The 14253-nt window shown below is 45.0% G+C and carries 17 protein-coding genes; 6 read left to right on the forward strand and 11 right to left on the reverse strand.

Features of this window, described 5'->3' with window-relative positions; all coding sequences use genetic code 11:
- Positions 1-236: 236 nt before the first annotated feature.
- On the forward strand, positions 237-584 hold the full coding sequence (gene rplS, locus ACHBIF_RS11035; protein ID WP_011921928.1) for a 50S ribosomal protein L19: 348 nt from the start codon (positions 237-239) through the stop codon (positions 582-584).
- 100 nt (positions 585-684) lie between these two features.
- Here the strand turns inward: rplS and ACHBIF_RS11040 are convergent, their stop codons facing one another.
- Positions 685-1251, reverse strand: coding sequence for a dihydrofolate reductase family protein (locus tag ACHBIF_RS11040; protein ID WP_394720497.1), 567 nt, complete (start codon positions 1249-1251; stop codon positions 685-687).
- 78 nt (positions 1252-1329) lie between these two features.
- Positions 1330-2667 (reverse strand): hemolysin family protein, encoded by a 1338-nt coding sequence (locus ACHBIF_RS11045; protein WP_394720499.1) that lies wholly within the window; start codon positions 2665-2667, stop codon positions 1330-1332.
- Between the two features lie 117 nt (positions 2668-2784).
- Between ACHBIF_RS11045 and ACHBIF_RS11050 the strand changes: the two genes are divergently transcribed.
- The gene (locus ACHBIF_RS11050; protein WP_394720501.1) at positions 2785-3564 is read left to right on the forward strand and encodes an ABC transporter ATP-binding protein; all 780 of its coding nucleotides are present in this window, start codon (positions 2785-2787) and stop codon (positions 3562-3564) included.
- A 15-nt stretch (positions 3565-3579) separates the two neighbouring features.
- On the opposite strand, the gene ACHBIF_RS11055 is transcribed toward ACHBIF_RS11050, so the two are convergent.
- Positions 3580-4134 (reverse strand): class I SAM-dependent methyltransferase, encoded by a 555-nt coding sequence (locus ACHBIF_RS11055; protein WP_029176258.1) that lies wholly within the window; start codon positions 4132-4134, stop codon positions 3580-3582.
- Positions 4135-4143: 9 nt separating this feature from the next.
- Positions 4144-4662, reverse strand: a complete 519-nt coding sequence (locus ACHBIF_RS11060) for a TetR/AcrR family transcriptional regulator (RefSeq protein ID WP_024378110.1) — start codon at positions 4660-4662, stop codon at positions 4144-4146.
- 121 nt (positions 4663-4783) lie between these two features.
- Between ACHBIF_RS11060 and ACHBIF_RS11065 the strand changes: the two genes are divergently transcribed.
- Genes ACHBIF_RS11065 through nadE form a run of 4 tightly spaced genes read left to right on the forward strand, consistent with a single transcriptional unit; the run spans position 4784 to position 8655 of the window.
- Positions 4784-5602 carry a cation diffusion facilitator family transporter gene (locus ACHBIF_RS11065; RefSeq protein WP_222327987.1) on the forward strand — a complete coding sequence of 273 codons (819 nt, stop codon included), beginning with the start codon at positions 4784-4786 and terminating at the stop codon, positions 5600-5602.
- A gap of 52 nt (positions 5603-5654) precedes the next feature.
- A complete protein-coding gene (locus ACHBIF_RS11070) occupies positions 5655-6299 on the forward strand; it encodes an A24 family peptidase (protein WP_105160595.1) in 645 nt (214 codons plus the stop codon).
- Positions 6300-6358: 59 nt separating this feature from the next.
- Positions 6359-7819, forward strand: coding sequence for a nicotinate phosphoribosyltransferase (locus ACHBIF_RS11075; RefSeq protein ID WP_394720505.1), 1461 nt, complete (start codon positions 6359-6361; stop codon positions 7817-7819).
- Between the two features lie 11 nt (positions 7820-7830).
- Entirely contained in the window at positions 7831-8655 is an 825-nt protein-coding gene (gene nadE, locus ACHBIF_RS11080) for an ammonia-dependent NAD(+) synthetase (RefSeq protein WP_394720507.1), read from the forward strand.
- 227 nt (positions 8656-8882) lie between these two features.
- Here nadE and ACHBIF_RS11085 read toward each other — a convergent pair whose 3' ends face one another.
- The 7 genes from ACHBIF_RS11085 to ACHBIF_RS11115 form a co-directional block, all read right to left on the reverse strand.
- Positions 8883-9401 (reverse strand): VanZ family protein, encoded by a 519-nt coding sequence (locus ACHBIF_RS11085; RefSeq protein WP_105110450.1) that lies wholly within the window; start codon positions 9399-9401, stop codon positions 8883-8885.
- Entirely contained in the window at positions 9398-10510 is a 1113-nt protein-coding gene (gene rlmN, locus ACHBIF_RS11090; RefSeq protein ID WP_105110451.1) for a 23S rRNA (adenine(2503)-C(2))-methyltransferase RlmN, read from the reverse strand. The genes ACHBIF_RS11085 and rlmN overlap by 4 nt, the downstream gene beginning before the upstream one ends.
- 8 nt (positions 10511-10518) lie before the next feature.
- The gene (locus tag ACHBIF_RS11095; protein WP_394720510.1) at positions 10519-11190 is read right to left on the reverse strand and encodes a YutD family protein; all 672 of its coding nucleotides are present in this window, start codon (positions 11188-11190) and stop codon (positions 10519-10521) included.
- 143 nt (positions 11191-11333) lie between these two features.
- Positions 11334-12371: a SepM family pheromone-processing serine protease gene (locus ACHBIF_RS11100; RefSeq protein WP_105110453.1), complete on the reverse strand. Its 1038-nt coding sequence runs from the start codon at positions 12369-12371 to the stop codon at positions 11334-11336.
- Complete coding sequence (coaD, locus tag ACHBIF_RS11105) at positions 12358-12846, reverse strand: pantetheine-phosphate adenylyltransferase (protein WP_105123532.1); 489 nt, start codon at positions 12844-12846, stop codon at positions 12358-12360. Before coaD ends, ACHBIF_RS11100 begins: the two co-directional genes overlap by 14 nt.
- Positions 12836-13375: a 16S rRNA (guanine(966)-N(2))-methyltransferase RsmD gene (gene rsmD, locus ACHBIF_RS11110; protein WP_172059785.1), complete on the reverse strand. Its 540-nt coding sequence runs from the start codon at positions 13373-13375 to the stop codon at positions 12836-12838. Before rsmD ends, coaD begins: the two co-directional genes overlap by 11 nt.
- 386 nt (positions 13376-13761) lie before the next feature.
- Positions 13762-14100 (reverse strand): MFS transporter, encoded by a 339-nt coding sequence (locus ACHBIF_RS11115; RefSeq protein ID WP_105110457.1) that lies wholly within the window; start codon positions 14098-14100, stop codon positions 13762-13764.
- Between the last annotated feature and the right edge of the window lie 153 nt (positions 14101-14253).

Raw genomic sequence — 14253 nt, forward strand, 5'->3', positions numbered from 1 at the left:
TATCCCAAAAAATGTTTGGGCTACAAGTCACCGAGAGAATTTCTTATAGGTGGCTAACTCGGAATTGAAATTTGCCGAGCACATCCTTCTTTCACTTTTTTCTAAAATCCAGCATATTTACTTTACAAATCTATCAAAATAAGGTAAAATATTCTTCGTGTGTAATGGACGCACAAAAATACAGTTTATCCGCTGGGTTTAAAAGCACCTATGATTGACAAAGATAGGAGAAAAAAATGAATCCATTGATCCAAAGTTTGACAGAAGGTCAACTTCGTACTGATATCCCTTCTTTCCGTCCTGGTGACACTGTACGTGTTCACGCGAAGGTTGTCGAAGGTAACCGCGAACGTATCCAGATTTTCGAGGGTGTTGTTATCTCTCGTAAAGGCCAAGGCATCTCAGAAATGTACACTGTACGTAAAATTTCTGGTGGTGTAGGTGTTGAACGTACATTCCCAATCCACACTCCACGTGTTGACAAGATTGAGGTTGTTCGTTACGGTAAAGTACGTCGTGCTAAATTGTACTACTTGCGTGCTCTTCAAGGTAAAGCAGCTCGTATCAAAGAAATCCGTCGTTAAGATAGTCCCAGAGGCTAGCTTAATCAGTAGAAAAAGGTATTCCAATCGGGATGCCTCTTCTTTTTACCAAATTTTATTTAAAATCCTATATCCAGGATTTTTATTTTATCTCATAAGTTACAGCCAGCACCCCAGACTTCAGAACCTGGCTCTCTTGAAGCTGAAATTCTGCTGTAATCCCCTCCAAAAGACGGAATCCACCACCGAAAGATACAGGAGAAATGCTTAATTTCAATACATCTACTAGGCCTTCTTCCATGAGAAATTTAGCCAGGCGTGAGCTACCCAAGACCAGAATATCTCCACCTTCTTGCATTTTTAGCTGCTTCAACTGTCCAACAATGTCACCTTTAAGCAAGATCGTATTGTTCCAACCCGCTTTCTCTAGACTGGTCGTGCTAACCAACTTTTCAACCTTCTCAATCCAGGCAGCATGGTTTCTCTCATGGTCACTAGCATCAGGATTGTCCAGCATAATCGGCCAGTAGCCATACATCATCTCATAGGTCTTTCGTCCCCACAGGATTGTATCGACAGTAGACAGGACCTGATTGGCTACCGCCTCCAATTCTTCATTGTAAGCTACAAAGCCAATATCCATGGCACCATTTGGTCCCTCAACCATGCCGTCTACTGATGAATGCAAAAATACAACCAAATTTCTCATAACACTTCTCCACTTTTCTTAATAAGCTATTAGTCTAGCCTACTTCCGATAAAGATGAAAAAAAGAAGGACTAGTTTCCTAATCCTTCTCGTTTGAATCTTCTTCAATCGGTGTGATAAGAATCTTCAGCTTGGTCACACGACCATTTTTCACCTTATCATTGCTGAGAACCAGGTGGTGGCCCTTGCTGTCCACCTCAAAGGAAACTTTTTCCTCCTGGCTTGGAATGGTACCCACACCTGTCAGATAATAGCCGGCAATGGTATCCACATCATCGCTCTCCAACTCCATATCAAAATGTTCATTGAAGTCGTTGAGGGTCATATTCCCCTGAACGATAAAGGTATTGTCTGCAATTTCACGGACAAAGACTTCTGTCTTATCGGTCTCATCATCGATTTCACCGACAATTTCTTCCAGAAGGTCTTCCAAGGTAGCAAGACCAGCAACGCCACCGTATTCGTCCAGCAAAATAGCCATTTGGTTTTGGGTATTGCGAAGGGCCTTGAGCAAATCATCCACAAAAATTGTCTCCGGTACGAAGAGCGGTTCTTGCATGATGCGGCGAATATTGAGATTATCAAAGCCGTTGGCAAAGCCTTCCGCCAAGATTTTCTTGGTATGAATCAGGCCAATCACATTGTCCTTGTCGCCTTCGTAGACTGGGATACGAGAAAAGTTTTGCTTGAGAATTTCAGCCATAGTGGCGGCAATTTCATCATCAATATCCACCATGAAAGCATCGGTACGAGGAACCATAACCTCACGGGCCATGAGCTCGTCCAGATTGAAAATCCCCTGCAGCATCTCGATTTCTTCCGCATCCAAGGTCTGCTCGCTCTTGGTCAAGATGTACTCAATCTCGTCACGGGTCATCTGGTCATCCGCATCATCAAAATTCATAGGTGTGATACGGCTAATCAGGTTGGTCGCAGCTGAAAGCAGCCAGACAAAGGGGCTGACAATCTTGCCAAGAAAAATAATGACAGGAGCCGTCACAACTGCTAGATTTTCCTTCATATTCATGGCAATCCGCTTGGGATAAAGCTCACCAAGGACAATGGAAATAAAGGTCAAAAGTGCCAGAGCCAACCAATAGCCAGCTGTCTGAGCTGTAGCTGAATCGCCCAGCCACTGGGCCAAAATCGCACCTAAATCACCAGCCAAACTTGCACCCGAAAGAATGGAGATGAAGGTGATACCGACTTGTATGGTCGATAAGAAGTTATTTGGATTTTCCAAGACGGAAACCAGGCGAATGTACTTCTTCTCCCCCTCGGCTGCCTTCTGCTCCACACGAGAGCGGTTGAGGGATACGAGGGCCATTTCTGAAGCTGAAAAGAATGCGTTCAGTAAGGTCAAAAGTAACAGTAATAATATTTGTAAATGAATGGTCTGACTACCAGGGTCTTCCATGATATTCTCCTATAAAAAATGATATAATAGCTCTATTATACCATATTTTACGTTTTATGGTAGAAGGAATACCGAAAACTTTGTGATATGCATTTTTAAATTGAAAAGGAATTGGACATGATACTATCGATGAAACAGCTGTCCTACAAGAGACAGGGGAAAACGATTTTAAATAACATCAACTGGGAATTTAGAAAAGGCGAGCGTTGGGCTATTTTAGGGCTCAATGGGGCTGGAAAGTCAACCCTCCTTCGTATTTTAATGGCTGAGTTTTGGAAGACATCTGGTGACCTGACTGTTCTTGGAGTGGAGTTTGGCAAAGGTGATATTCCTAGCCTTCGTACTAAGATTGGGGTCGTGGGTTCTTTCCTTGCCGAACGCTTTCCCATTGATTTGACAGCTGAGCAGATTGTCCTGACTGGAAAGTACAAATCCTCCATCCTCTACCGTGAGTATGGACACGCAGAGCTAGACCAGGCTATTGAAATGCTTAAAACCATCAAGGCTGACCACTTGATTGGTCGGACCTATGCTAGTTTGTCACAGGGCGAACGCCAACTCCTGCTCATTGCCCGCAGTTTGATGGAAGAACCGGCTATTTTGATTTTGGACGAGGCTACTGTGGGCTTAGACCTCTTGGCTCGCGAACGCCTGCTCCATCACATCGACCATATCTGCCAACTCCCATCGGCTCCTGCCATTATCTACGTCACCCATCACGCCGAAGAAATCACTGATAATTTCACCCATGTCCTCCTGCTCAAAGAAGGCATGGTCTTGGCACAGGGACCCAAAGAAGACATCCTGACACCTGAACTCCTCAGCGATTTTTATGGCAATCAGGTAGAATTGATTGACTTGGGTGAAGGAAGATTGTTCATTAAGCCGATATTATAAAAAACAAATCCAGCCCTAGTTTGAGCTGGATTTTAATCGTTCCACCATGACCAAAAACGGTGGAGTGTTGACTTGGTTGAGCGGTTTGTAGAGCATGGCTGTAAAGACGGTCTGGTCTAGCTGGCTGACAAAGTCTAAGACAGCATCCTTCTCAACCGCCCCACCCTCATGTCCATAATAAATCATGATGGCTAGGCGACCACCAACCACCAGTCTGTCAAGAACTTTTTCAATAGCTTGAAGGGTGGTTGCAGGCAGGGTAATAACTGACTTATCCGCCGAAGGAAGATAGCCCAGATTGAAAATTGCTGCCTTGCATTCCTCCACATACTTGTCTAGGTTTTCGTGCCCTGTCAAAACCAATTGGGCATTGGTCAAGCCAGCTTTTTCTAGTTTTTCAGCCGTTGTGGCCAGGGCTTGTTCCTGAATATCAAAGGCCACAACTTTTCCTGCTCGTTGGGCTAAAAATAGCGTGTCATGACCATTTCCCATCGTCGCATCGACCGCTAGGTCCTGGTCTGTTAAAATCTCATCTAAAAAGGCATGAGCCATGTGTAAAGGTCTAAGCATTTTCACTCCTTAAGCTAATAATCTTACATAATATTCGGTCAAGGTGGCTTCGTCCACCTTTTTGCGTTGCTGCAACCACCAGCTGACCGTCTCCACAAAAGTGGTCACAACAAAATGTACCAGCAAATCCTCTGGAAGATTCCCCTTGTCCTGCATGTAGTCTTCAACCACTTTTGGAAAAATGTCGTGTTTCAGCTCCGCTTCCAGTTCTCTTAGAAAATAGGCATTGCGGGACAATAAAAGGCTGGCAACTCGGTCTTGATTGGTCCGAAAGTGTTTGAAAATATGGGCCAACAAAGTCTTCACATCCGCATCTTCACGACCTGTAAATAAGTGGTGAAAGAGGTCATGACAAAGTTCTTCCAAAAGAGCCTCTTTACTGGCATAGTGGGCATAGAAAGTGGAACGCCCCACATCTGCCAGGTCAATAACATCCTGCACGCGCATGTCATCATAACCTTTATCATTTAATAAGGTCAAAAAAGCCTGAAAAATAGCTCTTTTTGTTTTTGCAATTCGTCTATCCATTTTTCGTACATTTCAAACAATTTGTTCAGAAAAAGACAAACCGTTTCTCTTGTTTCTAGTTTTTCGGCTCATTACAGTACATAATAAACCTATAAACAGTATAACACAGAAAGGGAATCTCATGTCATCTTCTAAAAATACATTTATCGCTTTTCTCCTCAATCTCAGCTTTTCTATCATCGAGTTTATCTTTGGCTGGCTCTTTGGTTCCAGCGCCATCTTAGCAGATGCTGTTCATGATTTGGGTGACGCCCTCGCCATCGGAAGCTCTGCCATCATGCAAACCTATGCCAATAAACCTGCTGACAAGTTCTATCCTTTTGGCTACAAGAGATGGAATATTTTGGCTGCTCTCTTGACTTCCAGCATTCTGATTATCGGCTCCAGCTTGATCCTTGTAGAAAACATTCCCAATCTTTTCCATCCCCAGCCTGTCAATCAGGATGGGATGCTGATACTTGGGATTATCGCTGTCATCATCAATTTCTTTGCTTCTCGTATTGTAAAAAATGGCCATAGCCATAATGAATCCATTCTCAGCTTACACTTTTTAGAGGATATTTTGGGATGGCTGGCGGTCATCCTTGTTTCCATCATTCTTCAATTCACTGATTGGTACTTTCTAGACCCATTACTCTCACTCGGTATTGCTATCTTCATCCTCTCCAAAGCCCTGCCAAAAGCTTGGAATAGTGTCAAGATTCTACTTGAAACAAGTCCGCAAGGAGTAAATCTTGAAGAAGTGAAAGAAATTCTCCTTGCTCTTGAAAATGTTCACGAAATCACTCAACTAAATGTCTGGACCATGGATGGATATGAGCATTGTGCGACTGTGACGGTCAAACTGACAAATCCTGCTGTAGCAGACAAGACCAAAGCAAAAATACGGAATTCTCTCCATTCCTTTGGCATTATCCAGAGTACCATCGAAATTTTGTAAAAAAATTTTAAAAAATATCTCATTTTCCTCTCCCATTTGCGAATAAATAGGTATGAAGACAATTATCCTATTTTTCCTTGGAGCTTCTATCGGCTCCTTCTTGGGATTGGTCATCGACCGTTTCCCTGAACAGTCCATTATCGCACCCTCTAGTCACTGCAATGCCTGCAAGCGACGGCTCAAGGCCTGGGATTTGATTCCCATTGTTTCCCAAGTCCTGACCAAATCCAAATGCCGCTACTGCAGAGCCAAAATCCCTTATTGGTATCTGGGACTGGAAGTCTTGTCTGGTCTCTTGGTCCTGCTCTGCCATTTTCAAGTCCTTTCCCTTATGGAAATGGTGCTGGTCCTTGGCGGCCTGGTCTTGACTATTTATGACATCAAACACCAGGAATATCCCTTCATGGTCTGGTTGGTCTTTACCCTTGTAGCCCTAATCTTGTCCCAACTCAATTGGCTCTTCTGTGGCTTTTTGGTCCTAGCCTTTGTGACAGAAAAAATGTCCAAGTCTATCGGCTCAGGCGACTTCCTCTATCTAGCCAGCCTGTCTCTGCTCTTTGGCTTTACCGAAATTCTCTGGATTGTCCAAATCAGCTCCCTCTTGGGTCTGGCTATCTTCTACATCTTTAAATCTCGGTCACTACCCTATGTCCCCTTCCTCTTTTTGGCCAGTATTTTGGTGACTATTGTTCTTTAAATCGGGTTTTCCCGATTTTTTTTGTTATAATGATATTATTGTTAGCAAAGGAGAATACCATGACTCTATATACAGACGACAGCCTGACCATGCACACCGACCTCTATCAAATCAACATGATGCAGGTCTACTTTAAGCAAAACATTCACAATAAAAGGGCGGTTTTTGAAGTGTATTTCCGTAAGCAACCCTTTGAAAATGGCTACGCAGTCTTTGCAGGGCTAGAGCGGGTTGTCCACTATCTTAACAACCTGACCTTTAGCCAGACAGATATTGACTACTTGACCGAATTGGGCTATCCAGAGGATTTTCTGGATTATTTAGCCAATTTAGAGATGAAGTTGAGCCTTCGTTCAGCCAAGGAAGGGGATTTGGTCTACGCCAATGAACCGATTATGCAGGTTGAGGGACCACTGGCTCAGTGCCAATTAGTTGAAACGGCTATTTTGAATATAGTCAACTACCAGACCTTGATTGCGACCAAGGCCCGTCGCATTAAAGCCGTTATCGAGGACGAACCCTTGATGGAATTCGGGACACGCCGGGCCCAAGAAATGGATGCAGCCATCTGGGGAACACGCGCAGCCTTTATCGGTGGTGCTTCAGCCACTTCCAACGTCCGAGCCGGCAAAATATTTGGCATTCCTGTTGCTGGTACCCATGCCCATGCCCTAGTCCAAACCTACGGCGATGATTACAAGGCTTTCAAGGCCTACGCTGAAACCCATCACGACTGTGTTTTCTTGGTAGATACCTATGATACCCTTCGAATCGGTGTTCCTGCCGCCATAAAAGTTGCCAAGGAAATGGGCGATAAGATTAACTTCAAAGGAGTGCGGATTGATTCTGGTGATATGGCCTATATTTCCAAGAAGGTCCGTCAACAGCTGGACGACGCTGGTTTTACTGAAGCCAAGATTTACGCTTCTAACGACTTGGATGAAAATACCATCCTCAACCTCAAGATGCAGAAGGCTAAAATTGATGTCTGGGGTGTCGGAACAAAATTGATTACAGCCTACGACCAACCAGCTCTCGGTGCTGTCTACAAGATTGTTGCCATCGAAGAGGAAAATGGAGTCATGCGTGACACAATCAAACTATCGTCCAACGCAGAAAAAGTGTCTACCCCGGGTAAAAAACAGGTTTGGCGCATTACTTCTAAGGAAAAAGGCAAGTCAGAAGGCGATTATATTACTTTTGCCGACACAGATGTGACCAAGATGGACAGCATCTATATGTTCCACCCGACCTACACCTATATCAAAAAGACGATTGAGAATTTTGAGGCTCGTCCGCTCTTGGTTCCTATTTTTGAAGAAGGCAAGCAGGTCTATGAATTACCAAGTTTGGCGGATATTCAATCCTATGCCAACCAAGAAATTGACCAACTCTGGGACGAATACAAGCGCGTACTCAATCCACAGCTCTACCCTGTTGACCTTGCCCAAGATGTCTGGGATAACAAGATGGACCTCATCCACCGCATTCGCAAGCAAAGTCAAGCAAAATCTATCTAAGAGAGGCTCCTATGACCTTACAAAAAACGATTATCCAACAGCTGGGCGTCAAGCCCAAAATTGATCCACAAGAAGAAATCCGTACGTCTATCCAATTTCTCAAGGATTACCTGAAAAAACACCCCTTCCTAAAAACCTATGTTCTGGGCATCTCTGGCGGTCAAGATTCCACCCTTGCTGGTCGTCTGGCCCAATTAACCATGGAAGAAATGCGGGCTGAGACAGGAGATGAGGACTACCAATTCATTGCGATTCGTCTGCCTTACGGCGTTCAGGCTGATGAATCCGACGCCCAAGCCGCTCTTGCTTTCATTCAGCCAGATGTCAGCCTGACCATCAATATCAAGGATGCGACGGATGCTATGGCAGATGCCGTCAAATCGGCCGGCCTGCCCTTGTCTGATTTTAACAAGGGAAATGCCAAGGCCCGCATGCGGATGATTGCCCAATATGCTGTCGCTGGCGAACGCAAGGGTGCCGTGGTCGGAACCGACCATGCCGCAGAAAACATTACAGGCTTTTTCACCAAGCATGGCGACGGCGGTGCAGACATTCTGCCGCTCTTCCGCCTCAACAAGCGTCAAGGCAAGCAGCTCTTAGCGGCTCTCGGTGCCGACCGCAAACTCTATGATAAAGTTCCTACGGCTGATTTGGAGGAAAACAAGCCCGGTCTGGCAGATGAAGTAGCCCTCGGCGTGACCTATAATCAGATTGATGATTATCTAGAGGGGAAAACCATTGACCTCCAAGCCCAAGAAATCATCGAAGGCTTTTGGAAAAAAACAGAACACAAACGCCACCTACCGATTACGGTATTTGACGATTTTTGGAAATAAATCACTTGAAACACAGAAAAAACCTCACTGTAACAGCTAAACAGTGAGGTTTTTCTATGAAACAAGACGAATAAACATGCACGAATATTCAAGGAATCTCATCATTATTTCATCCACTAACCAAATCCCGTAAGTCATTTGATTAATTATACATATTTTACAAGATTATATGAAAGCCGTCAATGGTTTTTGCGGAATTTTCTGAATAATCCGAATAATCATTCATTTCATTTCTTCTGCTTATAGATACGGTACCAGAACCGATAGAACAGGTAAGCCAACACCCCACCCAGCGTATTGGTCCAGAGGTCATCAATTTCAAAGACACGGCCGGCATCAATCAGAAGATCCAACAAGAGTTGGGTGCACTCAATGAAGAGGCTGATACAAAAACTATAGAGGGCAGCTGCTCGAAGGCTCCGCCATTTTTCAAAAAGAAAAACAAGAGCCAAAACGAGAGGAAAGAGCAGGAAAATATTGGTGGCATTTTGCAGGAAAATCCAGCCCAAATCCGCCAGACTGTCGACCTTGTCACCGTTGACGATGCTATTAAAGGGAACCGGCAGAAAATAGAGGCGCCCGACCTGGATGATGCCCGGAGTGGAAAAATCCTTGTACTGGGGGTACCAGGACTGCGGGAGGAAACACATGAAAACAATAGCCAGAGCATAGGCTCCAGCTAAGATTTTGTATATCTTTCTTCCAAGACCAGTCAAATTGCCGTCACTGAGGAATAACCTTCTCATGCCTGAATACCTGCCTTGGCCTTGGCTTCAGCGATGCGGGCACGCGCCTTTTCACGGTCTTTCTTGAGCGTATTGGAACGCAGCTGACCACAAGCGGCATCAATATCCGTACCATGCTCTTGACGAACGACACAGTTGACCCCATTTTTCTTAAGCAGGTCAAAGAAGGCAAGGGTCCGCTCACGGGTCGACCGGCTGTACTGGTCATGCTCAGATACCGGATTGTAAGGAATCAGGTTGATATAGGACAATTTGCGGATATTCTTGGTCAAGTCTGCCAATTCCTGAGCCTGTTCCAAACCGTCATTCACTTCATTGAGCATGATGTACTCGAAGGTCACGCGACGGTTGGTCGTTTGGATATAATCCTCAATCGCCTCAAACAAAACCTCAATAGGGTACTTACGGTTGATGCGCATGATGCTGGAACGTAGGTCATTATTTGGCGCGTGAAGGGACACGGCCAGATTGACCTGAACGCCTTCGCGGGCAAAATCCTTGATTTTTGGTGCCAAGCCAGACGTCGACACAGTAATGTGACGGGCACCGATAGCCAGCCCCTTGTCATCATTGACTACACGTAAAAAAGTCATGACATTGTCATAGTTGTCCAGTGGCTCACCAATCCCCATGACCACGATATGGCTGACACGTTCACTCTGTCCACGTTCGTCCAAATATTTCTGCACCAGCATGATTTGAGCCACAATTTCACCACTGGTCAAGTCCCGTTGCTTGGGTATGAGACCAGAGGCACAGAAGGTACATCCGATATTACAGCCGACCTGGGTCGTCACACAGACAGACAAACCGTAGTGCTGACGCATGAGCACCGTCTCAATCAGCATGCCGTCTGGCAACTCGAATAGGTATTTAATCGTACCGTCTTTTGACTCCTGCACAATCCGCTGTTTCAAAGGATTGACAACAAAGTTCTCCTCCAATTTTTCAATCAAAGATTTGGGCAAATTGGTCATCTCTTCAAAGGACTGAACCCGCGAACGGTAGAGCCACTCCCAAATCTGAGTTGCGCGGAATTTCTTCTCGCCATTTTCTAAAATCCAGTCCACCAAATTGGCCTGGCTAAATGAATAAATTGATGGTTTCATGTTTCTCCCTACTTCTGACGAATGACAAAACTACGCTTGGTCTCTTTGGCATCCGATGCTTGTCTACGCTCCTGCTTGGGCGCCTGCTTGCCAGCTTTCTTATCATGGTGTACCGTAAAGTGCCGAGACTGGTCTGCCACCTTATCCTGGCGCACCACCTTCTTACGGTCATTCCGGTTGGACTTGGCACGATTGTCCCGCCCCTTCTTCTCCGGTTGAGCCTTTTGTTGTTCCTTATGGGAAATAGGCTCCGTCCGCTGCTGGTTGCGATTGCGGTTACGAGACCGGCTCCGCTTACGACGTGGTCTGTCCTCCACCTCTTCAGGCAGCTCCTGTGGATTTGGATTTTCCAAGACAAAATAAGCACAACCAAAATTACAAAACTCGGTCAGATAGTCATCCAAGCGACCGATTTTCAAGTCAGACTTGACCGTCTTATCATCCTTGTAGAATCCCTTGAGACGCAATTGTTCATTGCCCCAGTCGCCCACAATATAGTCAAACTTGAGCATAAGCTGGGAAAAGCGTTGACCGAAAATGGTCTGGTCAAAGGCATCCTTGTGATTTTCTAGCAAGTCCAACTCGATATTTTCAGAGACAACCTTGTCCCCAACCCGAGCAAAACTAGGACCAGGATACTTGTTGTAGTTATACATTTCTGGTGTAATTTCTTTTTTCATTGGGCCTCCATTCTATTGGTTTCTCATACATTCTAACCTTACCATTATACCATGATTTTAACAGGAATGCTCCTCCTATCAGTTTTCAAAGAAATTTCTGACAATTTTAAGAAAAAAGGAGCAACTAGGTTACTCCACAAACTCTATTTCTTTAAATAATCAATGGCATCTTGGACTGTTTTGACAGGTACGACCTCGATGTCTACTCCCGCTTTCTCTACAGCCTCCTTGGCCTCCTCATAGTTGGTCTTGGCATCTGGATTTTCTTTTAGGATTTCCTTATCCACAGGATTATTAGGAACAAAGAAGATGCTGGCACCGGCCTTGGCAGCAGATAGGACCTTCTTGTCCGCCCCGCCAATATCGCCGACCTTGCCGTCCTGCTCAATGGTTCCCGTTCCTGCAATGGTCCGGCCATCCCTTAAATCTGGCTCAGCCAGCTGGGTATAGATAGCCAAAGTGAACATGAGACCTGCACTAGGACCGCCGATATTGCCCGTCTGGAAGTCAATAGGTACTGAGGACTTGACCTCTGTGTGGTCCACCAGGGTAATCCCGATACCATTTTTTCCATTGACCAGCTTGATAATCTTACCGTCAGCTGATTTTTCCTGACCGTTTGTCACATAGCCCACCGTCACAGGACTGCCCAGTTCCAAACCGCTGACATACTTAATCAAATCAGGCGACGACTCAAAGGTCTTGCCATTGATACTGACAACCGTATCCGCAATCTTGAGAACGTCCTTAAAGGTCGAATCCTCCGCCAAATCAAGCACATAGACCCCAAAGAAATCCATTTCAACATCTTTTTTGGCCAGGGTTAATCCCTGGTATTTGGCCATATTCTGCGAAGTTTCCATGTAAAATTGCGCAATCCGGAAATATTCCTCGCTGTCTGCTCCTCCCGTCATCTCCTCAGCCGAAGTAATATCCGCATAGGGATCGAACTGGGCAAAGAGCAGCTGCAAAGCCGTTGCCTGCTGAACAGAGACATAGGTAAACTCATAAGAACCGTCCTTCTTGTCCTCTTCCTCATTAACCGTCAGGACCTGTTTCACATCCATGGCTCCGCCAGGACTCTCGATATAATAGGGCAGGGGAACAAAGACCGTAAACCAGAGCAAGAGTACTCCTAAAATGATAGATAAAATTAAAATGAGACCTTTATTTTTTTTCATGCTTTTCTATTTCCTTACTAACAAGCTCGGGCACATAAGGACTAATATCCTGCTTGTAGGCTATCAGTTCACGGATTTGGCTGGACGAAATATTGCGGTGTTCCGGCTTGGAAATCAAATATACCGTCTCCAAGTCTGGGGCCAACTGGCGATTGAAATAATCAAAATTGGCCTCATATTCCAGGTCAATTCCATTGCGCAAACCGCGGACGATATGGGTCACTCCCCGTTCATGGGCTGCATCGACCACCAGCTCTTGACCCGCTAGAAAGACCTGGATCTTCTCATCTTTGGCAAAGACCTTCTCCAATAAGTCCAGCCGCTCTTGACCAGTAAAGAGACCATTTTTATTGGGATTGTAAAAAATCCCCACATAAAGCCTGTCAAAAAGGCTACTGGCCCGTTCGATAATGTCCAAATGTCCCTTGGTAATGGGATCAAAGGAGCCTGTAAACATTCCAATTTTATCTGACATAGACTGTTACCTTACTTATTCCGTAGACTTTTTCCTTCCAGATGCCCAGCTCTGCGATTTCTTCAGGAAGTGTGACAGATTTATCCGTCTCGCAGACCACCATGACATCCTCGGACAGAAGTTTTCGCTGGCAGAGTTCAGTGACCATTGCCTCAATCTCCTGCTCCGCATAGGGCGGATCCAGAAAGACTAGGTCAAAGAATCCTTCCAGTTGAGTCAAGGCCTGACGGGCCTCCATGGGCAAGAGCCGGAACTTACCTTCCTCCTTGGTCATGACTATATTTTCTCGGATAATGGCCTGGGCCTTGCGATCACGTTCGACCAAGACCGCCTCATCCATGCCCCGAGATACTGCCTCAATGGACAAGCCACCGCTACCTGCATACAAATCCAGCACTCGCCCACCTTCAAAATAGGGACCAATCATATTGAACATGGCTCCACGAACCTTGTCCGAAGTCGGTCGTGTCGTCTTGCCATCTAAGGTCCTGAGGAGCCGTCCGCCATAGTTTCCTGATACAATTCTCATAGGGTCTATTATAGCACAAAACAACCAATCTTTTCCTTAAAACACAGTTGAAAAAACATCAGCAAGGCTGATGCTAAGATTTGTTATCAAGATAATAAAGGGTGGTCTGCCACATTTTTTTGAACAGGCGACTGGTCCGCCAAAACCAAAATAAGGTAGTTGGAATAAGAAAGAGATTGAAAATGAGAATGAACGCTAGATTGCCTTTGCCTATGGAAAAAAGTGTATAACCTACTAAGAAGGTCAAGAAAGCTCCCATAATCAGATTCACCAAAATCCCTAGCCAGCCCAACCAATAGCGACCTCCGAAAGGCTTGTGCTTTTTGGAATCAAAATCTGGCAATTCCGTCAAAAATTCAACGATTAATTCACCAATTATATTCGTACTAGTCCCTCCTCGTCATTGACCGATAAAACCGTGTACGAGCAACAACCCTTTTACAGGCAAAATAGGCATAACTCACTAAAGCAAACGTCATCAGAAAAAATAGAATTCCAAGCAAAACGGTGCCATTACCAAATCGATGATAGAGCATCAAGGAAATGCTAGTTACAAAGATTAAGCAGGAAATTAGGGCAACCAAAACCAGACAGAAGGCTCCAACAACACTTAGCCAATAGCGAAAGCCGAAAGGCTTATACCGCTTATCATCATAGAAGACAGAACTTGCAATCACCAAGACCAATCCAAGCCAGACAAGATACCACATATTCAACTCTTCCATAGCCTACTCCTTTTTCTCAGTATAGCAAATTTTAGCAGAAGAAACAACTAAAAAAGAGGGTTTCCCCTCTTCAGAATGTAGCGTTACAATAGATGTGAGACTTCTAGAAGTCAAAAAGAAGATTCCCTGATATGATAAGAGTACCACCTACTC

Origin of the sequence: Streptococcus sp. A11 (assembly GCF_043674225.1) — a bacterium.
GTDB lineage: Bacteria > Bacillota > Bacilli > Lactobacillales > Streptococcaceae > Streptococcus > Streptococcus suis_V.

Coding starts and splice junctions, on each gene's coding strand:
- ACHBIF_RS11085 (WP_105110450.1), bottom strand. CDS start 9,401: ATGAGAAGGTTATTCCTCAGTGACGGCAATTTGACTGGTCTTGGAAGA.
- ACHBIF_RS11040 (WP_394720497.1), bottom strand. CDS start 1,251: ATGAGAAATTTGGTTGTATTTTTGCATTCATCAGTAGACGGCATGGTT.
- ACHBIF_RS11070 (WP_105160595.1), top strand. CDS start 5,655: ATGAAGACAATTATCCTATTTTTCCTTGGAGCTTCTATCGGCTCCTTC.
- ACHBIF_RS11095 (WP_394720510.1), bottom strand. CDS start 11,190: ATGAAAAAAGAAATTACACCAGAAATGTATAACTACAACAAGTATCCT.
- ACHBIF_RS11115 (WP_105110457.1), bottom strand. CDS start 14,100: ATGGAAGAGTTGAATATGTGGTATCTTGTCTGGCTTGGATTGGTCTTG.
- ACHBIF_RS11060 (WP_024378110.1), bottom strand. CDS start 4,662: ATGGATAGACGAATTGCAAAAACAAAAAGAGCTATTTTTCAGGCTTTT.
- ACHBIF_RS11050 (WP_394720501.1), top strand. CDS start 2,785: ATGATACTATCGATGAAACAGCTGTCCTACAAGAGACAGGGGAAAACG.
- ACHBIF_RS11075 (WP_394720505.1), top strand. CDS start 6,359: ATGACTCTATATACAGACGACAGCCTGACCATGCACACCGACCTCTAT.
- ACHBIF_RS11065 (WP_222327987.1), top strand. CDS start 4,784: ATGTCATCTTCTAAAAATACATTTATCGCTTTTCTCCTCAATCTCAGC.
- rsmD (WP_172059785.1), bottom strand. CDS start 13,375: ATGAGAATTGTATCAGGAAACTATGGCGGACGGCTCCTCAGGACCTTA.
- ACHBIF_RS11055 (WP_029176258.1), bottom strand. CDS start 4,134: ATGCTTAGACCTTTACACATGGCTCATGCCTTTTTAGATGAGATTTTA.
- ACHBIF_RS11100 (WP_105110453.1), bottom strand. CDS start 12,371: ATGAAAAAAAATAAAGGTCTCATTTTAATTTTATCTATCATTTTAGGA.
- nadE (WP_394720507.1), top strand. CDS start 7,831: ATGACCTTACAAAAAACGATTATCCAACAGCTGGGCGTCAAGCCCAAA.
- ACHBIF_RS11045 (WP_394720499.1), bottom strand. CDS start 2,667: ATGGAAGACCCTGGTAGTCAGACCATTCATTTACAAATATTATTACTG.
- coaD (WP_105123532.1), bottom strand. CDS start 12,846: ATGTCAGATAAAATTGGAATGTTTACAGGCTCCTTTGATCCCATTACC.
- rplS (WP_011921928.1), top strand. CDS start 237: ATGAATCCATTGATCCAAAGTTTGACAGAAGGTCAACTTCGTACTGAT.
- rlmN (WP_105110451.1), bottom strand. CDS start 10,510: ATGAAACCATCAATTTATTCATTTAGCCAGGCCAATTTGGTGGACTGG.